Annotated in this window: 19 protein-coding genes and 2 other annotated features (1 of these 21 only partly in view); of the genes, 15 read left to right on the forward strand and 4 right to left on the reverse strand. The window is 39.6% G+C overall.

Going from position 1 to position 24,675, the window contains the following annotated elements; genetic code table 11:
* Window positions 1-204 (forward strand) — a binding site (T-box leader); it begins 21 nt to the left of the window's first position.
* 38 nt (window positions 205-242) lie between these two features.
* Window positions 243-467: a binding site (T-box leader), on the forward strand.
* A gap of 51 nt (window positions 468-518) precedes the next feature.
* The 4 genes from thrS to KVT11_RS16170 all read left to right on the forward strand — a co-directional run bounded on the left by thrS (window position 519) and on the right by KVT11_RS16170 (window position 5,128).
* Window positions 519-2,438 carry a threonine--tRNA ligase gene (gene thrS, locus KVT11_RS16155; RefSeq protein ID WP_116307691.1) on the forward strand — a complete coding sequence of 640 codons (1,920 nt, stop codon included), beginning with the start codon at window positions 519-521 and terminating at the stop codon, window positions 2,436-2,438.
* A 172-nt stretch (window positions 2,439-2,610) separates the two neighbouring features.
* Window positions 2,611-3,180 (forward strand): hypothetical protein, encoded by a 570-nt coding sequence (locus KVT11_RS16160; RefSeq protein WP_060832175.1) that lies wholly within the window; start codon window positions 2,611-2,613, stop codon window positions 3,178-3,180.
* 26 nt (window positions 3,181-3,206) lie between these two features.
* Window positions 3,207-4,490, forward strand: coding sequence for a hypothetical protein (locus KVT11_RS16165; protein WP_074041641.1), 1,284 nt, complete (start codon window positions 3,207-3,209; stop codon window positions 4,488-4,490).
* Between the two features lie 356 nt (window positions 4,491-4,846).
* Window positions 4,847-5,128, forward strand: a complete 282-nt coding sequence (locus KVT11_RS16170) for a hypothetical protein (protein WP_017358811.1) — start codon at window positions 4,847-4,849, stop codon at window positions 5,126-5,128.
* A gap of 52 nt (window positions 5,129-5,180) precedes the next feature.
* Here KVT11_RS16170 and KVT11_RS16175 read toward each other — a convergent pair whose 3' ends face one another.
* Window positions 5,181-6,689: an AcpB/EbpR/MafR family transcriptional regulator gene (locus KVT11_RS16175; RefSeq protein ID WP_017358812.1), complete on the reverse strand. Its 1,509-nt coding sequence runs from the start codon at window positions 6,687-6,689 to the stop codon at window positions 5,181-5,183.
* A 699-nt stretch (window positions 6,690-7,388) separates the two neighbouring features.
* On the opposite strand from KVT11_RS16175, the gene KVT11_RS16180 reads away from it, so the two are divergent.
* The 4 genes from KVT11_RS16180 (at window position 7,389) to KVT11_RS16195 (ending at window position 15,686) form a co-directional block, all read left to right on the forward strand.
* Window positions 7,389-13,547 (forward strand): SpaA isopeptide-forming pilin-related protein, encoded by a 6,159-nt coding sequence (locus KVT11_RS16180; RefSeq protein ID WP_223255676.1) that lies wholly within the window; start codon window positions 7,389-7,391, stop codon window positions 13,545-13,547.
* Between the two features lie 21 nt (window positions 13,548-13,568).
* Window positions 13,569-14,171 carry a class D sortase gene (locus tag KVT11_RS16185; protein WP_116307693.1) on the forward strand — a complete coding sequence of 201 codons (603 nt, stop codon included), beginning with the start codon at window positions 13,569-13,571 and terminating at the stop codon, window positions 14,169-14,171.
* Complete coding sequence (locus tag KVT11_RS16190; RefSeq protein ID WP_019743549.1) at window positions 14,164-14,490, forward strand: hypothetical protein; 327 nt, start codon at window positions 14,164-14,166, stop codon at window positions 14,488-14,490. Before KVT11_RS16185 ends, KVT11_RS16190 begins: the two co-directional genes overlap by 8 nt.
* A gap of 383 nt (window positions 14,491-14,873) precedes the next feature.
* A complete protein-coding gene (locus KVT11_RS16195; protein ID WP_116307645.1) occupies window positions 14,874-15,686 on the forward strand; it encodes a leucine-rich repeat domain-containing protein in 813 nt (270 codons plus the stop codon).
* Between the two features lie 40 nt (window positions 15,687-15,726).
* Here the strand turns inward: KVT11_RS16195 and KVT11_RS16200 are convergent, their stop codons facing one another.
* From KVT11_RS16200 to KVT11_RS16210, 3 genes are all read right to left on the reverse strand, one after another.
* On the reverse strand, window positions 15,727-16,041 hold the full coding sequence (locus tag KVT11_RS16200; protein ID WP_017358818.1) for a DMT family transporter: 315 nt from the start codon (window positions 16,039-16,041) through the stop codon (window positions 15,727-15,729).
* Window positions 16,042-16,386: a DMT family transporter gene (locus KVT11_RS16205; RefSeq protein WP_003217798.1), complete on the reverse strand. Its 345-nt coding sequence runs from the start codon at window positions 16,384-16,386 to the stop codon at window positions 16,042-16,044. It abuts the gene before it with no gap.
* Window positions 16,387-16,466: 80 nt separating this feature from the next.
* The gene (locus KVT11_RS16210) at window positions 16,467-17,045 is read right to left on the reverse strand and encodes a TetR/AcrR family transcriptional regulator (RefSeq protein WP_008341700.1); all 579 of its coding nucleotides are present in this window, start codon (window positions 17,043-17,045) and stop codon (window positions 16,467-16,469) included.
* Window positions 17,046-17,209: 164 nt separating this feature from the next.
* On the opposite strand from KVT11_RS16210, the gene KVT11_RS16215 reads away from it, so the two are divergent.
* From KVT11_RS16215 to KVT11_RS16245, 7 genes are all read left to right on the forward strand, one after another.
* Window positions 17,210-17,758 carry a VanZ family protein gene (locus tag KVT11_RS16215; protein WP_008341698.1) on the forward strand — a complete coding sequence of 183 codons (549 nt, stop codon included), beginning with the start codon at window positions 17,210-17,212 and terminating at the stop codon, window positions 17,756-17,758.
* Complete coding sequence (locus tag KVT11_RS16220; RefSeq protein ID WP_116307647.1) at window positions 17,755-18,240, forward strand: DUF6884 domain-containing protein; 486 nt, start codon at window positions 17,755-17,757, stop codon at window positions 18,238-18,240. The genes KVT11_RS16215 and KVT11_RS16220 overlap by 4 nt, the downstream gene beginning before the upstream one ends.
* A gap of 129 nt (window positions 18,241-18,369) precedes the next feature.
* On the forward strand, window positions 18,370-18,999 hold the full coding sequence (locus tag KVT11_RS16225) for a rhamnogalacturonan acetylesterase (RefSeq protein WP_024720271.1): 630 nt from the start codon (window positions 18,370-18,372) through the stop codon (window positions 18,997-18,999).
* Window positions 19,000-19,152: 153 nt separating this feature from the next.
* The gene (locus KVT11_RS16230; RefSeq protein WP_007496663.1) at window positions 19,153-20,193 is read left to right on the forward strand and encodes an NAD(P)/FAD-dependent oxidoreductase; all 1,041 of its coding nucleotides are present in this window, start codon (window positions 19,153-19,155) and stop codon (window positions 20,191-20,193) included.
* A 75-nt stretch (window positions 20,194-20,268) separates the two neighbouring features.
* Window positions 20,269-21,873 carry a helix-turn-helix domain-containing protein gene (locus KVT11_RS16235; protein ID WP_116307649.1) on the forward strand — a complete coding sequence of 535 codons (1,605 nt, stop codon included), beginning with the start codon at window positions 20,269-20,271 and terminating at the stop codon, window positions 21,871-21,873.
* A 111-nt stretch (window positions 21,874-21,984) separates the two neighbouring features.
* Window positions 21,985-22,911 (forward strand): ABC transporter substrate-binding protein, encoded by a 927-nt coding sequence (locus tag KVT11_RS16240; RefSeq protein ID WP_024720274.1) that lies wholly within the window; start codon window positions 21,985-21,987, stop codon window positions 22,909-22,911.
* Window positions 22,912-22,923: 12 nt separating this feature from the next.
* The gene (locus KVT11_RS16245; RefSeq protein WP_116307651.1) at window positions 22,924-24,639 is read left to right on the forward strand and encodes an ABC transporter ATP-binding protein; all 1,716 of its coding nucleotides are present in this window, start codon (window positions 22,924-22,926) and stop codon (window positions 24,637-24,639) included.
* The last annotated feature ends 36 nt before the right edge of the window (window positions 24,640-24,675 follow it).

Genomic DNA, 24,675 nt, shown 5'->3' on the forward strand with positions numbered 1-24,675 from the left:
TGAGCAGCTTTTATTGGTTCACAGAGAGGGAAGTCACGGTGAAATCTTCCTAACGCAGAAAAGTTGTCTTACCACCTTTGAGCTGTATTGGGGAAATTACAGTATCCAATACCGTCTACGCCACGTTACGGCACCAAGAGCCATAAAGCGAATACGCGTTATGGGAATTTGGGTGGAACCACGGATCACACATTCGTCCCTTTATGAGGGATGGGTGTGTTTTTTTTGTTTACTTTTATAGCATGATTGCTTTGAAAAGGACATGAGTAGCTTTTATCGGTTCACAGAGAGGGAAGTCACGGTGAAATCTTCCTAACGCAGAAAAGCTATCTTACCACCTTTGAGCTGTATTGGGGAACATTACAGTATCCAATACCGTCTACGCCACGTTACGGCACCAGAGCCATAAAGCGAATACGCGTTATGGGAATTTGGGTGGAACCACGGATTACACATTCGTCCCTCTATGAGGGATGAGTGTGTTTTTTTATTTCAAAAAAGAGAAAGGTGTGTCAGTGATGAGAGAAAAAATGGTGAAAATTCAATTTCCAGATGGAAAGATCAAGGAGTTCTCCGCAGGTACGACAGTCGCAGAGGTTGCCTCCCATATTAGCCCAAGTTTAAGAAAAAAAGCAGTAGCGGGAAAGATCAATGATCAGACAGTGGACTTAAGTTATCCGTTAAACAACGATGCGGGGGTTTCGATTCTAACACTTGATTCAAAAGAAGGGCTGGAAGTGTTACGTCATACAGCTACACATGTATTAGCCCAAGCTGTGAAAAGGTTATATGACAATGTGACACTGGGGATCGGACCTGTCATTGAGAATGGATTTTACTATGATATGAAGCTGAATCAAACGTTAAGCGTAGAGGATTTGGCAATGATTGAAAAAGAGATGAAAAACATCATAAACGAGAATCACCTTATTCAAAGAATGGAAGTCTCTTACAAAGAAGCTGAAGTGATGTTTGCACATGATCCATATAAACTGGATATTTTAAAAAGTCTCCCTCGACAAGAAGCCATCACGATTTATCAGCAAGGAGAATTTATCGATTTGTGCCGCGGTCCCCATTTACCTTCTACAGGGTATTTAAAGGCATTTAAACTAACACGTGTGGCAGGGGCTTATTGGCGGGGAGATAGCAATCAGGATGTCTTGCAGCGAGTGTATGGTGTAGCGTTTCAGCATCCAAATCATCTAGCTGATTATCTTCATTTCATGGAAGAAGCAAATAAACGTGATCACCGGAAATTAGGGAAACAGTTATCCCTCTTTATGTTTTCAGAAGAAGCGCCAGGCATGCCGTTTTATTTACCAAAAGGTCAGATTGTCAGAAATGAATTAATGGCCTTTTCTAGAGAAGTGCGAGGAAAAGCGCAATATGAAGAAGTAAGTACGCCATTTATGATGAACCAAGAACTTTGGGAAAAGTCAGGTCATTGGGATCATTATCATGAGAATATGTATTTCTCAGAAGTAGACGATACAAGTTTTGCTTTAAAGCCGATGAACTGTCCAGGGCATATGCTCATGTTCAAAAATAACTTATATTCCTATAGAGACCTTCCAATTAGAATGTCTGAATTTGGTCAGGTGCATCGTCATGAATTCAGCGGAGCATTAAATGGATTGTTCAGGGTCAGAACATTTTGCCAAGATGATGCCCATATTTTTTTGAGAGAAGAACAAATTGAAGCTGAAATTAAACAGATTTTCCAATTAGTTGATTACGTATATCGGACATTTGGTTTTGAGTATTCAGTCGAACTATCCACTCGTCCAGAAAAAGCATTAGGGGATGACGCTATTTGGGATGTATCCGAAAAAGCGCTAAAAAATGTGCTTGATCAGTTAAAGATTGACTACTACTTAAATGAAGGAGATGGGGCATTTTATGGTCCGAAGATCGACTTTCATATTCAAGATGCACTAAAGCGGAGCCACCAGTGCGCCACAATTCAGCTGGATTTTCAAATGCCAGAGAAATTTGATTTAACATATATCAACGAGAAAAATGAAAAGGTGCGGCCAGTTGTCATTCATAGTGCCATTTTTGGTTCACTTGACCGGTTCCTTGGTATTCTCATTGAACATTTTGCCGGCGTCTTCCCGTTATGGCTCGCACCAATCCAAGTACAAATCATACCTGTCTCAAGCGTTCACCTTGATTACTGCATAGAGGTGCGGCAGCAATTAAGAAATATCGGAATTAGAGTCACAATCGATGAACGGGATGAAAAACTCGGCTATAAAATGAGAGAAGCACAAATGCAAAAAATTCCTTATATCGCTGTCATTGGAGATACAGAAATGCAAGAAAAAACACTGAACATCAGACAACATGGAGAAAAAATGTCAAAGCTGCTGTCTATTGATGACTTTAAACACTTGGCAGCCCAGCAAATAAAAGACAGAACAGCTCAAATATGATGTGCTGATTTCATGAAGAAGGATAAGACGTTCATTGAATGGTGGGCGTCTTTTCATTTGTGAAAAAGCCGAATTGACAATTGAAAGGGAAAATATTGAAACATTTTTTCAATAACATCGTAATAGAGATAGAGCGCTTAACAGAAACATTTGAAACGAGGAGGAGTATTGTATGGAACAAGCTGCATTAAAAAAGATGAGGTCAAAGCAAATAGTCGTTTCTAATTTAATAGCCGGCATCATAATCGTCGCTTTTTTTATCTTGCTTCAAATGTCTGACATTCGATTTACACATTTCTTTCTTTGTTTAGGAATTATTATGCTCTTTCTAAGTATTTATGGTTTTATTAAAAAAGGATCAACAAAGTCTTTCATTCCCCTTTTCGAGCAGATAGCCATTTATGAAAAAGAAAAATTGGGGGAAGAGTGGGAGAAAGAAAAGAAGGCAGAAAATATTTCAAGAGTAGTATTAAGTGGTCTGATGTTCCTTCAGTCATTCAGCTTCCAAGATGTAACAAATCCATTCTTAAACATACAACCTATGCTTTTAATTTTCTTATTATTTGTAACTCTAGCCCTTATTAATTTAAGCATGCTTTTTCGCTTTAGAAAAATCGACCGGTCGACTGAAGAGCATGAATTAAAAGGCTTTACAAAGAAAACAAACATGGTGTCAATGGTTTTAGGATTATTAACAGCGATCGTTATCTTCGGCTTTATCGTCATCTTTGTTCTTCCATAAGACTGAATCATTTTGAGGTGAAATAAATGAATGCAAACATACAACAACTGATCGATCAGACAAAGACGAAATTTGGCTTAGATCTTTACTATCTAAAAAGACACAGTTTTCATCGCTACGTCAATATGTTCAATGAAACGGTGTATACATTGAATATGGAATGGTTTCCCTCTCATGAAACGGAACCCGAGGACGATGATCTAAACCCAGACGGCACAGCTGTCATTGAAGTGAACTTGAATACAGGACAGACCGAATCAGTTATTTTTGTTATGGACAAAACCTATGCGCAGCATGGTGTCACGTTTAAGAGACCTTATCCAGCTCATGTCATTCAATGGATCGAACAAGAAACAGGATTGATCTATGGAGAGCATTTTCATATGCATCTGAAGGAGAAAGGGGAACTTTCTTTCGAAGAAGCAATAGATGGTGTGAAAGTAACACCTTCAGGCAGAATCGAAGTGAAATGGAATGAACATGGACAGCTCATGTACTTTACACATCACGGTCCATTTTTAGCCAAAACATTACTGAAAGATGAGGAGTATGTGCTTTCCCTTGATCAGGTGGAGAACTTAGCTGAGCAGCAAGTGCAGCTGTTTCAATGGCCTTCCTTCGAGCACAATCAAATCCGGTCTATTTATGCGTTAGAAGAAATCTATGTGAAGAACGATGGAACAGGAACTCTTCCGTTTGAAATTGGGCGTGAAGAAACGCATTGTATACACATGAATGAAGTCATTGAGTGGAATGAACCGATAAACAGTGCCTTTGAAAAAAAAGAAATGGACATTCATGAGAACATTTCAGCTGAACAAGCTTTCTCATTGGAATCATCACCAGATTCCCTCCCGATATCAAAAGAAGACCAGGATGAGTGTATCAAAGCAGTCTGCACCTTCTTGGCGCAAAAATATCCAAAGGATACAGGAAAGTGGGTTCTAAAAACACTCCAACGTGATCACGGATACATCCATGCGATATTAAAAACGAATGAACAAGAAGGCTGTGGATTTATGGATAAAATCAAGGTCTTCATTGATGCCAACACTTTTGAAGCCATTAATTACATAGATAAAAAAGAGATGTTTCAAGTATGTGGGATACTCAATCCATCTCAAACAGCTAGTGAAATCACCATAACTCAGAAACAAGCCTTTGAAACATTGAGAGAACGCCTCGAACTTATACCTATCTATGTCTATGACGATGTGCAAAAACAATATGTTTTATGCGGCAGGCTCGATTGTCATGATGGCATTGATGCAGTGAGCGGCGAAGTGTTCTCTTTGACAGACCTTTCATAACTTCCAAAAGAACAGTGAGGAGCTGTTCTTTTTTTGTCCCATCTCCCTCTTTTTTGCAGAAAAATGGAATTTTGTAGCAGGAAGTTGTCGTTTCATCACGAAAGAAAACAGGTAAGAATATGATCATAGGTCCATTGTTTGAATTCGTGGTGGAGTCAATGAGAAGACATAGGAAACGTTATACATATTGAACATTCGTGACAGTACAGTTGATCTACAGTATCAAGTCTAAAAAGTAAGTGATCATGTCTCAAGCCGTATGCGAAAATACGTGTACCGAGATCATATGATGAGTTGGTTCCGTTTGTTTTTAGGTGAGTTTGAAGCCAAGTTAGAAGAAAGTGAGGATATCTACCTTGAGTACATTGGAAGTGTTTCGTCAGTTTTTGGTTGACCATTATCCTTCGTTACAAGATGAGCTTTGGCTGAAAGATGTTGATACCCTTCGAATCTCTCCTATTCTTCATCCTTTTCTGAAAAGCAAGCTGCCAGATGGGATTGAAAAATTCACTTGTGTCCTATTCACGCAGCAAACAGATCAAACCACTGCCCCGCTCAAAGTATACCTTCTATTAGATGAATATGGGCAATCGCTTTACGCCATTGATTTGATGAATGAACAAATCGTGCTTCATTAATACAGAACCAAAAAGCTGCTTGAGCATGTCTCAGCAGCTTTTTTGGTGAAACTTAGTTTGTCATATCAGCCAATCTTGAGTGCAAGTTGTCCAATTCTTTCTTTGTTGGAAAAGAGCTGATCAGCAGCGTAGACCGTCCTAATTGATGAGGAAGCTCAGTATCGGTCACAATCATATCAATCCCAAGTCGATCCATTGTCAGTTCATTTAATGTATTTTCTGGACTTGTGAAAATATGAATGAGAGGAGGCAATCTTAATTTAATTAAATCCGCAATAAACAAACTATGATTATAACCTAATGTTGAAATGACAAAAATGTTCAACACGTTTCTCCGATCCATTTCCAAATGAACAAGCCCTCTCCAGTTAGAAGTAATGATACGAATCAATTCTCGTTCATTTTTCACAAAAGAAGCGAGTATATCGTCTGTTTTTAACTCTTGGATGATATGAGTAATCCTCGAATAGAAGTAAGGAAGCTGTTTTTTTACCTCTGATAAATAACTCGATTTCTTTTTGAAAAGGAATCCATCTCTTACGGTAATTTCCCTAGAATACACATAATATTGGAGAAGAATCAGTGTCATCGCCTTGCGATTAGCCACCTCTTGATGAAAAATCAACTCCAATTGATTGATAAAGGAATGAATGGCTTCAAAGAGCTGTGGTGTATGCGATTGAAAGAACGTCAATTTTTCTTCGACCGTTTCAATTGATTTATAATGGCCAATAGCTGGTTCAATCAATAATAAAAAGACAAATTCGTGACGATCCAATGTAACACCAAAAGTGTCCTTTGTCATTTGGCAAACGTGTTCTTCCAAGTTTTTGATTTGTTTATAGATACCTTTAGCTGTAGATGTTTGTTTTTCCTTATCCATTGAGTACCTATAATTGCGTCGTATGGTAAAATTTTTCCTCAATCGGTGTATGGAAACGGCGAGCCATAGGCAAAATTTATCTAAAGCCACATCAGGTAGATTGACTTCGAGCACCTGAAATAGCTTTTGTAAAAAATCAACTGCATCTTGCTTTTGAATATCATCGAATGGCCAAAGCCTGCTTCCATAAACTTCAAACAAAAATTCCACAAAAAATTGACGAATCTCCTTCTCATTTCCATGGAACTGCATACTATCTGGTCGTAACTCAATGTCATACGAGGTAAGAAGCGAATTGATTTTATGTATGGTGTTATACAATGTGGATCTACTGATATTCAGCGTGTCCATCCATTCATAGAAAGACCTGTTTTGTTCAAAGAAAACGCCGTCAATCAATCGAATTTCAATCGTATCTTTTAGAATTTCTTTGATATAGTAGTCGACTCGTATCGTCTGTGTATAACAAATGGATATGCCTTGTCTTGGCTTTATGCGGATTAACGGCTCACCGTTCTCTGTTTGGAACGACTTCATTTGTTCTAAATCGTTTTGAATGGCACGAACCGAACCGATTTGTTCATTCGATATCTCTTGAAGGCTCCACCACTTATCTTTTGATACAAGCAGTTTTAGAATTTTTATCCATCTCTTTGATTTATTATCAATGAGCTCCATTAAACAACTAACTCCTTCCCTTGGCTTGCCTTTATATTATGAAGTTCACTTAAAGAACATTTTAATTTCTAAATAGGCATAAAATGATTTTAATGTTTAGGCTAAATCGTTTTGTCTTCACTTTTCATGATAAAAGAGAAAAAAATTAGACGAAAACAAATGTTATACCCTAATTCTCCATATCTTTCTTTTAAAAGATGATAAGTATGCCATGAATCCCATAAAAATGGATCATTTTGTTTATTTTTTTGCTGCTCAAACGGTAAAAGTAAGAATAAAAAGCATCGGCTTTTTGATTACCATATGGAAGGGAGTAGAAGGAATGCGATCTATATGATGCTGAACTATCTCACCATACATACCATATGATACATGCTTATTTTATATGAACGTTCTATATGTGAATACATGCTTATATATGCATGTACTAATCATTTGTTGTTCATTCCAGTATAAATAGAAAAATTCACATTTATTCTTTTCATGTTCCCTCTCACTATTCCCCATTGCTATAGACCCCTATCCAGCTACTATATCTACTACTCATGATGACCTTTCAAACTCATGGTTGATCAACTCATTTTATTCATAGGGTCTTAAGATGCAATTTTTAGAAAAATTTGATCAGAAGCGGAGTGATTGATCAGACAGTATACAAATGATTTTTTAATCGTTGTTGAAAAATAATTGTAGAAAAGGGTGGATGTATTGAAAAGAATATTGTCGGTGGCACTGATGACCATGTTAGTCATACAGTCTATTATATTAGGAATCTTGCCTTTAGCAGGGGCACAAGCTAAAGACATTCAAGAGAATATTTATGGGAATATTGAGTTTGCTGATAGCGAAGGCAACAAGTTATCAAACATAGAAGATCAGCAAGTTAGAAAGGCCATTGTGCATTGGTCTATTAAAGGAATTGATCTCAAAAAGCAATATCCGTATATTCTCTCTCTTCCTTCAGTCATGCAGGTAGAGAAGGAGCAGAAAGAACTCATTACTGTCGATGACATCCCTGTTGGTGAGTATACCGTTTCACAACAAAATGAAGTGACTGTCACATTCAATGAGGATATTGAGCTTGATCCGAATTTAGAAGGATCTATAGATATTGACGTCACCAGTATAGCTGAGAAAAAAGAGAAAACAAAGCAAAATGAGCATAAAGAAAATCTTTCAAAAGATGATTCAATCTCATCGGAGAAAGACAAAGCTGCTAACAATCAAGAAACTGTTCAAAAGACACAAAGCGATGAAGAGGAGTTACTAGAAAACAAAGTGAACGTGTCTAAGCGTGTAGGGCTGCAAAGTGTTTCAAAACAAATGCAGATACAAGAAAATCTCCTTACTGATGCGAAATTAATTTTTGAAGATCAGGAAGGTAATTCAGTTGATAAGCCTGACGTCAACTCACTGATTTCCATTAACTATAAGTGGGCCATCCCGAATGGTCATAACTATAATGGCGGGGATGAATTCCATTTCAAGGTTCCAGAGGAATTAGTCATTTACGAAAAAATCGATCGACTCGAGATGAAATTTAATCAATCGATCATCGGCTATTTTTCTGTAGATGAAAGCGGAAATGCCTCCATCGAGTTCACAGATTTTATTAAACAATATTCAAATATCCAAGGAACACTTCAAGTATGGACACAATTAGATAAACAAACAGTGATCACTGAAGAAAAAGAAGTGGTGATTACCCCGATTGAAGGCAAAGATACGATATCGATTCCGATTCAATACATTCCAAATGGTCCGAATGTCTCTAAAAAGGGAGAACCCAATCGATCTTACAATGCTGAAACCATTCAATGGACAGTCGATTTTAATATGGACTTAGATGATGTGAAACAAGCGAAACTTTTAGATCCGATTCAAGAAGGTCAAGCGTTAAAAAAAGATTCAATCAAGCTTTATCGTGTAGATACAAAGCTAAATGGTGAAACATCGCTTGGACAGCTGCTTGACGAAAATCACTACACCATCGGCCAAACAGCAGATGGTCAAGATTTCACGATCGAATTTAAAGATGACGTGCATCTCGCTTACCGTTTAATGTATGAAACGGACATTACGAATCAAGATCAGTCTGTGTTTCGTAATAAAGCGTCCCTTGTCTCTGCTGATAAAGAGATTAGTTCAGCAGAAGGAACCGTGAATGTGACAAGAGGCAGTCCTTTAAATAAAAAAGCCGCCCACTACGATCCAGTCACTCAAACGATTACTTGGGAAATTCGGTATAACTATAACGAAAAAAAGCTGGCTCAAAAGGATGCTTTGATAGAAGACTTCTTTAACGGTACACAGGCGCTAATATCTGATTCAATTCAAGTCAAAGAAGTCACAATTGATGAGAATGGCAAAGAATCAGGAACAAAAGCGTTTGAAGATTATGTGGTTCAACCTCAAAAAAAGGATGAACAAAACGGGTTTACCTTGCAATTCAATCAAGATATCCAATCGGCTTACCTGATCACATATCAAACAAAAGCAACCGAGCGAATTTTCGAAGCTGAAGACATTATCAATACTGTAACAGCTGGCAAAGAGAGCGAACAAGGGAAGCAAAGAATTGACCAGCAAATCCTAACGAAAAATCATGGAACACCGAATTACAAGAACAAAACCATTCCATGGCGTATCATCTTCAACAAAGATCAACAAACCATGAACAACGTAATATTAAAAGATACGTTTACAAACGAAGGATTGACGCTGCAAAAAGATAGTTTAAAAGTGACGACAGGTAATACAGTGCTTGAAGAAGGCACAGATTATCAAATCGTTGAACATGCAAATGGATTTGATATTCAATTTACGAAAGAAATCAAGACAGAACATACTATCACATATACAACGTCTTTTGATTATGAAAAAAGAGCAGATAAAGATCAAAAGAACTTGCGTAACCATGTAAAACTTGAATGGGTAAATGAAGATGGCAAGGATTTGACGAAGGAAAACCAATCTGTCTTTACGCCTGACACATACACGCAGTCCAATGGGTTCAAGAATGGAACATATGATGCAAAGAAAAAAGAGATCACATGGAATATCGGTGTGAACTATAATTTGAAGCATCTAGAAGAGGCGAAAATCGAGGATTTCATTCAAGGAAATCAGCGTTTGCTTAAAGATTCAATTATCGTCTACTCGCTTGATTTACAAGGCGGGGAAAATGGTGCGGAAGAAAAAGAAGTATTAGCGAAAGAACATTATGACATCAAATTCCTTGAAAATGAAAAGGGAGAATCAGGCTTCGAAGTCATTTTCAAACATGCCATTGATTCCCCATACAAAATCACGTATCAAACAAGTGTTGAAGGAATGGATTTAGTACAGAAAACCTACGAAAATAAAGCGACCCTTTATGATGGAAAGACGAAAGAATCAGACGTGAATGCTGTGGTGTCCATTCCAAATGGAGGGAAATACACGAGCAAATCAGGAAATCAACAAGGGAAAGTCATTGATTGGAAACTGAATATCAACTTTGGTCAATCAACAGTCCAAGATGCGACGATTATAGACCATCCGAGCAGTAATCAAGCCATAATAGAAAACTCATTTCATCTGTACTCGACAACAATAGATGAAAAGGGGCAAGTGACTAAAAAGGATGAGCTGGAAAAAGGGAAGGATTATGAACTAGACCTTGAATTCGATCCAGATTCTTTTCAAATCAAATTTAAAGAAGAAATCACGAGACCATATATTTTAGAATACCAATCTCTCATTTTAGATAAGGTGGGAAGTACACTTCAAAACGAAGTAACGTTTAGAGGTGAAAATGTAAAAGAAATCAAAAAGGAATCCGAAGCCTCAATTGTGGTCAAACGTACCGCTGGCATGGGAGATGGCACAGGAGCGATTGGCGCTTTAACCATTCATAAGGTAGATGCGAGTAGTGGAAAAGCGCTAAAAGGAGCAAGCTTTTCTCTGACAGATGCTGCGAGCGGTATCGTCATTGGAACAAAGACAACAGATGAAGAAGGAGCTCTTCGATTTGATCGTCTTCTGTATGGTGACTATATCGTGACAGAAGAGAAAGCACCTGATGGTTATTTGAAAACGAAGGAACCGATCAATGTCACGATTGATCAGCCTTACGAATCAGGAGATCAAACGAAAATAGGAAACAGCATGACGGTGCAAAACCAAGAAATCCGCCAGCATGTGAAGCTCACGAAAAAAGACAAAGAAACGGGTGCGGCATTAGAAAATGCAGAATTTGAACTGAAAAATGAATCTGGAGATACCGTCCAAACCCATTTGAAAACGGATGAAAAAGGAGAAATCCTATTCAAACATCTTGAGCCAGGTTCCTATTATTTTGTTGAAACAAACGCACCGAAAGGCTATCAATTAAATCAGCAAAAATGGCCGTTCACCATTAAAGAAAATCAAACAGAAACAACGGTTGTCACCGCAGTAAATGACATCATCAAAGGCTCTGCAGAATTGAGCAAAATAGGTGAAGGCGGAGAGAGACTAGAAGGTGCACAGTTCAAGCTCTTAGATCAAGATGGGCATGAGCTAAATGGTGCGCTTGTCACAGGAAAAGATGGCAAGATCACGATCAATGAACTAAGACCGGGTACGTATCAGCTCATCGAAACAAACGCACCAGACGGTTATGTATTAGATGAAACACCCATCACATTTGAAGTACCACTCGATCCAAAAGAACCAGTCATCATTTCACAAAAGAACCTCTATGAAACAAGTGCATTAGAAGTGATGAAAGAAGGGGAAGATGGCAAGAAGCTTCAAGGTGTTCGATTTGAAGTCTTGGATCAAAATGACAAAGTCGTGCGTAAAGATTTGACAACAGATGAAGATGGGAAGCTGTTGGTCGATGACCTCAAACCGGGCAAATATCAGCTTGTGGAGACAGAGAGTATTGATGGTTACCAAAAGAAAAATAAACCTTATCCGTTTACCATCGAAATCGCACAAAAAAAACCGGCAGAGATCAAAGTGATCAATGATCTCAAAACTGGAGCTGTCCAGCTCACGAAACTCGGTGAAAAGAATGATGTGCTTGAAGGAGCAGAATTCAAGCTAGTAGATGCAAATGGAAAAGAGATAAAAACAGGTCTTGTCACAGATGAGAACGGGAAGATCATCGTCAACAATCTGAAACCTGGAACCTATCAGTTTGTTGAAACGAAGGCGCCATTCGGTCATGAGCTTGACGAAACACCTGTCACTTTTGCTATTCCATTTAACCCTGAGAAGCTGGTCAGTGTGACAAAAGAAAATAGCCGCACAACTGGCGGAGTGCTGTTACACAAAAAAGGAGAAGATGGGAAATCATTAGAAGGGGTTGTCTTTGATCTATCTGATGCCAAAGGAAAGATAGTGGCAGGAGGAGAAGGGATTACAACCAATCAGGATGGAAAGATTACCTTCACAGGTTTAAAACCTGGAACCTATCAATTTGTTGAAAGAAAGAGTCTTGAAGGCTATGAATTGAGTGCGAAACCACTTGTCTTTGAAGTTGAATTAGGTCAAAAAGAATTGATTCAAGTGGAGGCGATCAATCAGCTCAAGAAAGGTTCTGTAGAACTAACAAAAATAGGCGAAGAAAAAGAAAGATTGAAAGGCGCAGAATTTACACTTTTCAATGACAATGGTAAAGAATTGCTGTCAGGTTTAACAACCAACGAAAAAGGCATCATCACTGTCAACGATTTGAAACCAGGCGCTTACCAATTGGTTGAAACGAAGGCTCCTTTTGGACATCAACTTGATGCAGAACCAGTAGACTTCAAGATTGATTTCAATCCAAATCAACTGGTCAAAGTGACAAAAGAAAATATTCGCACGACAAGTGCTGTGAAGCTTCAGAAAAAAGGAGAAGATGGTCAGTTGCTCGCTGGGGTGACCTTCGATCTGATGGATGAGCATGATCAGCGTATTCAGAAAGACTTAAAGACAGACAAAAACGGTCAACTGACAGTCGATCAACTGAAGCCAGGAACCTATCGATTTGTCGAAACAGCAAGCATTGCCGGCTATGAATTGGATCAGACACCTGTCTCATTTACGATTCGATTAGGTCAAGACAAACCAGCAAAAGTAGAAATGATCAACAAACTGACGCCTGGAGCAGTGGAACTGACCAAAGTGGATGCTGAAGGACACACGCTGGAAAACGCAGAGTTTGCTCTTCAAAGTAAAGACGGGAAAACGTTGAAGAAATCACTTGTAACGGATCAAAAAGGAAAGCTTCACATCAACGATCTAAAACCGGGAGAATATCAATTCGTTGAAACGAAAGCGCCTCACGGCTATGAATTAGATGATCAGCCGATCCGGTTTACGATTGAGAAAAATCAGCAGAAGCCTCTTCAATTAACAGCGAAGAATCACTTGATTTTAGGAAGTCTGCGTATCATAAAGGTAGACCAGCAGACAGATAGAACCTTAAAAGGTGCAGCCTTTGACATTCGTACAAAAGCCGGGAAAATCATCAAATCTGTGACAACAGGAAAAGACGGAGAAGCCATTGTCAAAGGGCTTAAACCTGGTGAATATACACTCACAGAGACGAAAGCTCCAAATGGTTATGTAGCGTTAAAGAAACCACTCGCTTTTACAATTCAAATGGGCGAAGTGGAGATCAAGACATTGATTGTAAAAAATGCTCCAATGAAGAATGAAGAGGACCACACGAATCCTCCAGCCTCAGATCAAGGGGATCAACATCCACCTCATGGCTCAAACTCAAACGGGGAGCTGCCAAAGACTGGGGAAGTATGGCTTCGTTATTTGATGTATGCAGGGATTTTACTAGTAGTGTCTGGAACTGTTCTTCTTGTTGTCAGAAGAAGAACCATTCAGTAAAAGGAAGGAACGAGTGTATTGATGAAAAAAAGAACCTTATTAGGCAGCTTTTTGGTGGTCGCGGGACTAATGCTCATCTCCGTTCCTTTTCTATATGAGTGGCGAACTTCTCAGGAGACAGCAGCCATGGAACAGGCATTGAAAATGATTGAAGAAAATGACAGTGATGCCCTTTCTTCTATTCCACATTTAACTGTGTCAGAAGAAGACCTGCGAGATACGATGGAGCTTGAAATCCCGTCAATTGATTTAAATGAAAAAGTGCTACCTGTTACAACAAAAGAAAATTTAAGTATTGCACTGACTCAAATCAAATCTCATCAAATGCCAGGTGAAGGAAATTTCACGATTGCAGGCCATAGAGGGTATAGAGGCGACCGGCTTTTCCGGCAGCTGCCAGAGGTGCCTAAAGGAGAAAAAGTCGTCTTACATCATCAAGCAGAAACATACGAATATAAAATTGTCAGCTCTGCTACGATAGAACCGACGGATGTAGATGTATTAAAGGATCGCGGGATAAAAGAACTGACATTGATCACTTGTACACTTGATGGCCAGAAACGCTTTGTCTTAAAAGGAATACGAATCAATGCTTCAAAGGATAAGCAACCGTCGGATGTATAACACCAACATAATAGATGATGGGTTCGATGGAAAAGCAGCGTTCACGACCGACATGTTACACCAACTGTTATCAGAGCATTATCCCACTTTAAAAAACGAACGTTGGGATGTGGATATAGATACAATTCGGACTTCGCCTATTCTTCATCCTTTATTAAGAAAAAAGCTTCCGATAGGTATTGAAAAATTCACATGTGTTTTGTTCACGCAGCAGACAGGGTCCTTTGGAGAGCCTTTGATTGTGTACTTTTTATTGGATGAAAAAGGCGAATCGATTTACGCAATGGATCTCTTGCTTGAGCAGCATGATCCACATTAAACGAGAAATAAAAAAGGAAGGGCTTTGATTAACGGGTTCGGTTTTAAGGTGGGAAAATTGTATTAGTCATATAATGAGGACTCTAATTCGTATATGAATTGGAGTTCTTTTATTTGTTTATATGAAAGAGTACGAGCTAGCGTCAAGACCTGTGCAGAATATATGGAGTATAGTGAAAGCGAAGTCGTTGATATGTTGTTGCTCCATATTTTAGATGAAAAAGATTTTATAAAATGGATTGAAAACAGACGTAATCATCGGCGGATTGTGGTTAAACGGACCAAGGAAGACCATCTCGATTTTATCCCTTTCCCTGTTTCTTCGGAAAAACTCTGATAAAATTCATTTAGATATCCGTCATTAGTAGGTGTGGAGGTAAAAGAATGCTAAAAGAAGACCCTCAATATATTTTTCGTCATGATGCACGACCAGAAGCTGTTCATGATTTAGCCGTTGTAGATGAAAATTCCACAGAGTTGTTAATCACAGGAAAAACAAAAAATATTGATAGGTTGAACTCTTTTTCTAACCTGACGAAATTGTGGATTTACAAAGTGAGCCAAAAGGAATTTAATACGATCTTGAGCTTAGTTAACCCTAAAATGCTCTATATGCGTGAACTGAGAGTAGAAGATTTATCAATCATCAGTTATCTTCAAGATGTTGAGGTATTGGCACTTGAATGGAATACAAAGGCACAAAGTTTATGGGATCTATCAAAAAACACTTTTTTAAAATCTTTATCCTTAACAGATTTTTCAAAGTTGAATGACATAGCTCCTTTGCAAAAAAACACTGGTTTAGAATGGTTGCAATTGTCAGGTGGGATTTGGAATTCATTAAATTTAAATACTCTACAACCTTTAAGATACCTCAAGAATTTAAAATATCTGTGCTTATCAAATATAAAAGTGAAGGACGAGTCTTTAGAGCCAATATCGGCATTAGAGGGACTCAAGGAACTTGACATTTCAAACCAATTCCCGACAGAAGAATATGCTAGATTATCCGTCACCCTTCCACATACGAAGTGTGATCGTTTTGCACCATACATCTTTTTATCAAGTCCTATTGTAGATAAAGATGTAATGGTAATTGGAAAGCGGAAACCGAAATTAAATTCAAAAGTCGATGGGGAAAAGTTGAAAAAATACGAAGAACAATTTAAAGCGTACCAAGAAAAGTATAAAGATTAACTGAAAAAGCAATGGACAATCTATTCCATTGCTTTTTCTATTACGCAAACAACTTCAGCCCAACGACGCCAATCACAATCAGCAGCAAGCTGAGGATACGAATCATGTTTTTCGGTTCTTTAAATAGAATCATATTAAACAAGACAGAGCCCGCTGTTCCAAGTCCAATCCAGACCGTATAGGCAACGGAGACTTGAACGGAAGAGAACGAGGCGTACAAAAACAAAAAGGATAAGGCAAATCCGCCGACAAATATAATACCTGTCGTGAGTTGCTTTTTCTTACTAAACATATTGAGACCAATGGTTCCGCCAATTTCACAGGCAGAGGCCAACAGTACAAAAAACCAGCCCATTTATACCGCTTCTCCTTTCTGCTCATGTGCATCTCCATCAGACACTTTCAGTCCAATAATTCCGAGAATTAAAATACCCATAAATAAAAGCTTTTCTAATGAAAACGAACCGCCGAATAGCGCATAATCCATCAAAGATGTACCAATCGTTCCAACTCCTGCAAACACGGCGTACACAGTCCCTGTCGGCAGCTTCTCGCAGGCTTTCATTAAAAAATAAAAATCAACCGGGATCAGGCAGATTATGATCGCCCACTCCCACACAGCATCAGCTCTATTTAAACCAAACACCCAAAGTAATTCAAATAAACATGTGAGTGCAACATACATCCAGCTTTTTTTCATCGTATTTCCTCCTAAACCTTAAAACTGACGATTCGTCATTTTGGAGCCAAAAAAGAGCGTACAGCAAGTGCTGTACTAAGTTAAGGTGTCTCTATGCCAAGTGCGTAAAGGAGAAATTGCTTCACCTCTCGTTTTTGAATTAGAACCTCTTCTGTATCTGTTTCTGTAAATAAGTACATTTGCTCAGCTGATGATTCAAGTAAACCGATAATGAATTTCGCAGCATATTGACAGTTCAAGTTCGCACGTACTCTTTTGTCCTGTTTTGCCTTTTCTAAAAAAGAAGCGACCCATTTGTAAATCGGTTCATAAATATCTTCCCATTCCTTTAAATGCTCGGTGGCAGCTAAACCTGAATACGTTAGGGCAAGAACATCACGGTATTGTCTTGTAAAAGAGAAAATAAATTCAACTAGTGCATCTGCTTGATCAAGTACATCCGCATGCTGAGTGAGTTCCTTTTCAATGGCAGGGACCATCTGTGCGATTAGATGTTCAGCGATGGCAGGCATGACAGACAGCTTTGAAGGAAAATATAAATAAAAAGTTCCTTGCGCTACTCCTGCTGTTTTCACAATATCCGATATAGTCGTCTTTTCAATTCCCTTCTCTTTAAAGGCATCAATCGCAGCAAGCATAATTTTTTCTCGTTTTGACACAGGATCACCGACCTTAAAATGACTGAATGTCAGTCAGTATACCGAGAAAATGACGATTTGTCAATATCGCATGGATTGTGAGAATAAGTGATGAATAGATACAGAAAAGCTTGAATAACCTGTAATATGGTCAAGCATGACGTGAGAAAGGGGCAGCTATTTGTATGACATCCAGTGCTATGTTTTCAATGGCTTATTTTCTTCTGCTCGTCCCGTTCTATCTAAATATGAGATATAGACTGGCAAAAAAACAGCAACGTTTTATCTATTTACGAACAGAAATGGTCCTTGCTTTTCTATTTGTATATACGAATGTTCTCTTTTATTTAACGGTCTTTCCGAATCGCTTTTCGGCACCAAAAGATCAAGTGAGCGTCAATCTGATTCCCTTCCACTCCATTCAACAAAACCTACACGCCTTTCAGCATGGCTATCCAAACCTTGTCTTTTTAAATTTGGCAGGGAACATTCTCTTATTTGTGCCGCTTGGTTTTTTTCTATATCAAGCCTTTCGGACATGTCGCTTTCAAAAGGCGGTGCTGGCTGGGTTGATCTTGTCAGCGATCATCGAAATCCTTCAATGGATATTCTCACAATCTGGTATGATTACAAGAAGCAGTGATATAGATGATATGATCTTAAATACACTTGGAACGGCACTAGGCTGTATCGTCTATGTAACGTACCGGCGAAGAAAGGAGAATAAGAGATGAAGCGAATATGTATCATCCCGTGCGGCGCCAAGAAAATATGGGACGTGAATCCAGAGGCAGGAAGCCAGCCAGCGGGTCTCGTCTACTTGAGTCCGCTGCATCAGCGAACAAAAATCTATGCTCAAACATTCTTTTCAGACTGGATGATCTTATCCGCAAAGCACGGATTCCTAAAGGCGGGGGACATGATTCATGAAAATTATGATGTGGCATTTGGCAAACCGCACAAGGAACAGGTGACACGAGAAGAACTGAGTCATCAATTTGATGAAAAAAATCTCGCCGCATATGATGAGTTAGTCATACTAGGCGGAAAGAAATATCGGAAAGTGATCGATCCTTTATTACAGCCTCACCAAAAGGCGAATTATCCGCTCGCTCCCTATCAAGGCATTGGCTATATGCTTCAGGCATTAAAGAGAGCGACTGAGACAAAAATAGAACTTCCGCCGCATATTTCATACACTCATATCTCCTCGTAAGCAGGGTTTTCAGCACAAAAAAGAGAATCATTGAATAAGCGATGTGAATGGTTTCATATCTTTTCAGTAGCCACTAGCGTCTGCATCGCTCTTGAAGAGGTGGCTCAATGAAAAAGGAGGCGTATGAACATGACAACCATCTATTTAGCTGGTGATTCAACCGTTTCATCTTACCCGGATCGTCCTGTTCAAGGAGGATGGGGAGAGTTTTTACACCGTTATACAGCGCATGATGTCAAAGTCGAGAATCGGGCGATCGGTGGAAGAAGTTCAAAGACATTCATTGAAGAAGGACGCCTTGATCAGATATTGTCCGTCATTCAGCCGGGAGACTGGCTGTTTACACAAATGGGGCACAATGATGCTTCAACGGAGAAGCCCGAACGGCATACAGATCCTTTCACAACGTATAAAAGCTATTTGTCTCAATATATTCACGGAGCAAGAGCAAAAGGGGCAACACCACTTTTATTAACGCCAGTCGGCCGCTTTCATGAAAAAGACGGAGAATATATCAATGATTTCCCTGATTACTGTGCCGCGATGAAAGAACTAGCTGATGAAGAAGAAGTCCTTCTTGTAGATTTAAATACGGCAAGCCTTCAGTTTTATCAAATTTCCGGCATAGAGAAAACGACTTCTTACTTTATGCTGTCAACAGGTATAGAGGATCGCACGCACTTTACAAAAGAAGGAGCAGATGCGATTGCAAGGCTTGTTTCGCTAGAATTAAAGGACCTTGGATTAACGATTGTGTGATGGATGACAGGACGAGAAAGCGCTCGTCCTGTTCTTTTTTTGCAGAAAGCTATTGATTCCCTTCACCAGAGTAGACTACAATAGGTACATATGATAATGAGAATCAATATCACTTATAAATAGATCAATCGATGAAAAACTGGAGGGACTCAAATGACAGAACAACTTGAATTGTTTGACGTCACCATTATTGGCGGCGGTCCAGCAGGAATGTACACCGCCTTTTATAGCGGGATGCGGGATTTAAAGACGAAGGTACTGGAGTATAACGAAAGCCTTGGCGGAAAAATCCTCCTCTATCCTGAAAAAGTCATATGGGATGTGGGTGGTTTGCCGCCAACAAGAGGTGAACAGCTGATTCAGCAGTTAGAAACGCAGGCGAAAACATTTGAACCAGAGATTGCGTTGAATCAAAAAATCACGCAATTCGAGCGGGATGAGAATGGTCATATCCTGCTGACGGCTGAAAATGGCGATCGTCATTTGACAAAGACCCTCATCTTAGCCATGGGTCACGGAATTCCAGTTCAGCGAAAACTTGAAATCGAGCATGCAGACCGTTATGAGGTAACAAACCTTTATTACACTGTGCAGGAGCTAAAGACGTTTGCAGGGAAGCGGGTGGTCATCTCTGGAGGCGGAGATTCAGCTGTTGATTGGGCAAATGCCCTCGTTCCAATTGCTGAAAGTGTGACCGTTGTGCATCGTCGTGATATGTTTGGCGGACATGAAAAAAACGTTGCCAACATGAAAGCATCCAGTGCTCGCATTCTCACACCGCATGAACTCACAGAGCTTCATGGTCAAGGTGACAAAATTGAAGCCGTCACCATTCAGCACTTAGAAACAGGCGACATCGAACGAATCGAAACCGATGCTGTCATCGTCAACCATGGCATGAAAGGTGATTTAAGTGTTCTATCAGAATGGGGACTCAAGCAAGGTGAGTGGGGACTCATCGAGGTCAATGAAAAGATGGAAACCAATTTACCTGGTGTCTATGCAGTTGGCGACTTATGCACACATAAAAGTAAAGTGCGTTTAATTGCCGGTACGTTTGTTGATGGAGTCAATGCACTCAATAGCGCAAAGCTATACATCGAACCAGAAGCAGAAAAAGTAGCGTACGTGTCTTCACATAATGAACGCTTTAAAGAGAAAAACAAAGAATTACAAACGGCTGGAGCGCGATAATCACCATTCAGTCAGACATTGAAGTGCTAAAATGGTTTATTTTAGCACTTTTTTATATGGAAGGAGAAAGAGAAAATGACCGCCTATACTCATACAATTCTTCGCATGAAAGAAAGCAGTAAACGATCTCTTTCTGTGAAACAAACGGACTCATGGCAAACATCTTCACTGATGTTCTTGACTACGGACGGTGCGGTGAGACTTGACATGGAAGGAATTCGATATGAGCTAAACGCCAAAGACAGTGTGTTGATCCGCTCAGGAATAGATGTCATGGTTCAATCTTTATCGAGCGAGCAAGTGGAGATCTATACTGTCACATTTGACCAATTCACTCTGGCACAAGATGCACAAAATGAATTGGTCTATAAGGTGAATCACGATCATCTCCCTGATAACGGGGAAGTGGTGAAAGGCTCTGCCGTCCTTTTTTCTTACATCAAACAAATACAGGCGAGCCAAATCATACAAGAACAGGCGAAATGGCTGGAAGAAATCATGTTCATTTTCCGCAAACAATCCAAGCCATACAACGAAAAAGTGCATTATTCGATTAACATGATCTTGCAGTATATGGCTGAGCATTATGATCAAAAACTAACAAGAAAAGACTTAGCTCATAAGATGGGGTTTCATGAAAGTTACTTTTCTACCTTTTTCAAACAAAGTATGGGGATGAGTGTGACAGAATACATTGCACAAATTCGAATAGACGAAGCCAAAAAACGTCTTCTGCAAACAGACGATCAAATTCAAATCATAGCACGGCAAGTCGGGTATGCAGACAGTTTATATTTCAGCAGGAAGTTCCGTCAAAAAACAGGAAGAACGCCCAGTCAGTTTCGAATGAACCGAAGACCAGAGCGGATTGCTGCTTTTCAATTTGTCGGGTCATTGGTTGCAATAGGCATTGAGCCTGTTTGTATTGACGAAGAAACCGATCTCCATTCAGATATACTCAAAGAACATCTAGCTAGTTCGCTCGTCATAAATGAACATACGCCTGATGACGTCTTTAAATCACTTCAATTAGATGTCATCATCGTCCCTAACTATTATTATTCAAAACCTGCATTGATCAAGCGATTGGAGCAAATCGCACCTGTTCTTGTTCTGCCATACGCCGGTCATCATGCTGTACAAGAAGTACTGTCTATAGGACGCCTTTTAGGAAGAGAAAACGAGGCAAACGAATGGGTGAAACGATTTGAACAGCTTAGTCAACAGGCAAGAAACAGCCTGTCTTCCTTTAGAGAAAAAGGCGAGACCGTTGCAATCTATGAAATGAGAGGACATGACAAAGTGTATATGTGGTCCTATGAGGCAAGAGGGGCCTTCTATCTTTACGAAACGCTTGGCTTAAAACCTCCAAAAGCCATTTTAGAAGAAGTTCTTCTTCCTAATCAACATACAGTCATTCCTTTAGAGAGACTTGGAGAATACGAGGCGGATCATATGTTTTTTATTGTCTCTGACCAATATGGGTGGTATAGGCAAATGGACAAGCGAATGGAAGAAAGTGATGTTCTTCGTCAATTATCGGCTGTGAAAAATGGTACCTTTTATCCAGTAAAACTGGAGGAGTTTCGATTTGATGAAGGAGAGCGTGCACTTCTTTTGATGGACCGGTTTGTCTCTCAATTGACACAGCCAGCCTATCCAACAATTGTCCATATGTAAGTTGCGAGAATCCTCCATAGACCACGACAGATGAGGTTGATAGAATACATGAGACTAGTAATTGATAACTATTCTCATTTGTAGTGGCGAAAATGAAGGAGGAATATGGAGATGAAAAAGACGTATTGGATATGTGCTGTCATTCTTCTAATGATATTGACGGCTTGTGGCAATAAAGAACAAGCCAAAACAGCAGAATCAAAGCAAGAAACGAAAACGGTTGAAACAGTGAAAGGAAAGATAGAGATTCCAGCTGAACCTAAACGAATTCTTGTAGATGGATATTTAGGGAGTGTGATTGCACTTGACGTTCAGCCTGTGGGATCGACCACGCAGGATTTAAAGAACGTACACTTAAAGGACAAGATAAAAGGAATAGAGGACATCAGTGACGAGCGTTCAGCTGAAAAAGCACTTAGCTTAAAGCCTGATCTGATTATCACAGCGGTACAGGATGAAAAAGTCTATGATGTGTACAAAAAAATAGCCCCTACCATCGTGTATCCTTACGGTTCTTTCAAAGATGCACATGAAGAATTAACGACGCTGGCAAAAATTTTAAATAAAGAAGAGGAAGGAAAAGCATTCCTCACCGCCTTCGATCAACGAATTGAGGCTGCTAGGAAAAAAGTGAAGTCTGCTTTAAAAGAGAATGAAACGGTCTCGATCATGGGTGCTTTTAAAAATGATGTCTATGTATATGGTAACGGAATTTATCGAGGCGGGCAGGCATTATATCAGCAATTACAGGTAAACCCGCCAAAACAGGTCAGAGATACGATTTTAAAAAGTAAGACAGGGTATGAAGTCATTTCGTATGAAACCCTTCCTGAATATGCAGGAGACTACATTTTCATCGATGAAAGCAACGGCGGAACATTTGATAAAAACAATTCTATTTGGAAGAGTCTAGAATCTGTCAAAAAAGAGCAGACCTATCAAATGGATACAGAGTTCTTCTGGCCTTACGATCCGATTGCAGTAGCCAATCAAGCGGAAGAGTTTGCTGACATATTGACAGAAATGTCTGATCGGTAGGAGGTCTGTCAATTGTTAAAGCGTTTCTTCTCATACTACAAACCATATATGGGGCTGTTTATATTAGATTTTTCCTGTGCAGTACTGGCAGCCTTACTCGAATTATCCTTTCCCCTTGCCATCAGTAAAGTGATGGACGATTTACTGCCAAACGGTGATTGGAATGCCATTTGGTTTTGGGGCATTCTGCTCCTCGTTTTATACGTGATCAGTTCTACGATGCATTATGTCGTCACCTATTTTGGGCACAAATTAGGCATTAATATAGAAACGGATATGAGGAATCAGCTATTTTCTCATGTACAAAGAATGTCCTTTCGCTTCTTTGACAAAAAGAAAACGGGAAAACTCGTGTCCCGTATGACAAATGATTTAATGGATATTGGAGAAATCGCGCATCATGGCCCGGAGGATTTATTTATCGCGATCATGACACTCACGGGTGCCTTTGGCTTGATGCTGTCGATTAATTGGCAGCTGGCGGTTCTCACATTTATTGTCGTTCCATTCTTGATCGGATTATCCGTCTACTTTACGAAAAAAATGTCTGCTGCTTTTGATAAAATGTTCTCGAGTATTGGTCAATTCCATTCACGTGTGGAAAACAATATTAGTGGCATACGGGTTGTGAAAGCATTCGGAAATGAATCACATGAAATGGACCGATTTATTGAACATAACGAGCAATTTAGAAAGACAAAGCTAACCACATATCAAATGATGGCTGTGCATACCGCTGTTAGTCATTTTCTTATTAAGAGTGTGACAGTGTTTGGCCTTGTATGCGGCGCATGGTTTGTGCTGCAAAAAAATATGACGTATGGGGAATTTGTGTCATTTGTACTATTAACAGGCATCTTCTTAGGACCCATTCAACAAATCAATGCAGTCATTGAAATGTATCCAAAAGGTGCAGCGGGCTTTAAACGATTTGCATCACTCATCGATCAATCACCTGATGAAAAGGACGCGGATGATGCCATTGAAGTTGATCAGTTAAAAGGGGATATCGTTTTTGAGCACGTGTCTTTTCAATATGAATCAGACAAACCGGTTCTTCATGACATCAATCTTGAGGTGAAACAAGGAGAGACCATTGCGGTCGTAGGTCCCTCTGGTGCTGGAAAATCGACGCTTTGCAGTTTACTGCCACGCTTTTACGAATGGCAGGAGGGAATCATTACAATTGATGGCATAGAGACAAGAAAGATGACACTGCCTTCGCTGCGTAGACAAATTGGTGTCGTCCAGCAAGATATTTATTTATTCCATGGGACCATCCGAGAAAACATTTTATACGGAAAACTCGATGCATCTGATGAAGAAGTGTGGCAGGCAGTGGAGAAAGCCCAACTGAAGGATCTTGTAAATAGCTTGCCAAATGGGCTTGATACGATCATCGGTGAACGCGGAATGATGTTATCTGGCGGACAAAAACAGCGTATCTCCATTGCACGTATCTTTCTTAAAAATCCGCCAATTTTTATTTTAGATGAAGCCACATCTTCTCTGGATACGGAGACAGAATCCTTTATTCAGGGCTCACTTGAAGAACTATCTGAAGGACGAACCACGTTTATTATTGCGCATCGCCTAGCGACCATCCAGCATGCTGACCGGATTGTAGTTTTAACAAAAGAGGGCATCAAGGAGCAAGGCAGGCATGAGGACCTGCTTGAAATGGACGGGATGTACCGGCGTTTGTATGAAACACAATTTAGAATGTAAAAGAGGAAAAGCCGGCATATTGCCGGCTTTTTAGCG

Source organism: Bacillus sp. GbtcB10, assembly GCF_019091365.1.
Taxonomy (GTDB): Bacteria; Bacillota; Bacilli; order Bacillales; family Bacillaceae; genus Bacillus; species Bacillus altitudinis.

Bases quoted from the DNA above. Each gene is read 5' to 3' on its own strand.
- KVT11_RS16185 (WP_116307693.1), top strand. From the start codon at position 13,569: ATGAAAAAAAGAACCTTATTAGGCAGCTTTTTGGTGGTCGCGGGACTA.
- thrS (WP_116307691.1), top strand. From the start codon at position 519: ATGAGAGAAAAAATGGTGAAAATTCAATTTCCAGATGGAAAGATCAAG.
- KVT11_RS16200 (WP_017358818.1), bottom strand. From the start codon at position 16,041: ATGGGCTGGTTTTTTGTACTGTTGGCCTCTGCCTGTGAAATTGGCGGA.
- KVT11_RS16220 (WP_116307647.1), top strand. From the start codon at position 17,755: ATGAAGCGAATATGTATCATCCCGTGCGGCGCCAAGAAAATATGGGAC.
- KVT11_RS16195 (WP_116307645.1), top strand. From the start codon at position 14,874: ATGCTAAAAGAAGACCCTCAATATATTTTTCGTCATGATGCACGACCA.
- KVT11_RS16165 (WP_074041641.1), top strand. From the start codon at position 3,207: ATGAATGCAAACATACAACAACTGATCGATCAGACAAAGACGAAATTT.
- KVT11_RS16160 (WP_060832175.1), top strand. From the start codon at position 2,611: ATGGAACAAGCTGCATTAAAAAAGATGAGGTCAAAGCAAATAGTCGTT.
- KVT11_RS16240 (WP_024720274.1), top strand. From the start codon at position 21,985: ATGAAAAAGACGTATTGGATATGTGCTGTCATTCTTCTAATGATATTG.
- KVT11_RS16175 (WP_017358812.1), bottom strand. From the start codon at position 6,689: ATGGAGCTCATTGATAATAAATCAAAGAGATGGATAAAAATTCTAAAA.
- KVT11_RS16235 (WP_116307649.1), top strand. From the start codon at position 20,269: ATGACCGCCTATACTCATACAATTCTTCGCATGAAAGAAAGCAGTAAA.
- KVT11_RS16190 (WP_019743549.1), top strand. From the start codon at position 14,164: ATGTATAACACCAACATAATAGATGATGGGTTCGATGGAAAAGCAGCG.
- KVT11_RS16230 (WP_007496663.1), top strand. From the start codon at position 19,153: ATGACAGAACAACTTGAATTGTTTGACGTCACCATTATTGGCGGCGGT.
- KVT11_RS16215 (WP_008341698.1), top strand. From the start codon at position 17,210: ATGACATCCAGTGCTATGTTTTCAATGGCTTATTTTCTTCTGCTCGTC.
- KVT11_RS16205 (WP_003217798.1), bottom strand. From the start codon at position 16,386: ATGAAAAAAAGCTGGATGTATGTTGCACTCACATGTTTATTTGAATTA.
- KVT11_RS16225 (WP_024720271.1), top strand. From the start codon at position 18,370: ATGACAACCATCTATTTAGCTGGTGATTCAACCGTTTCATCTTACCCG.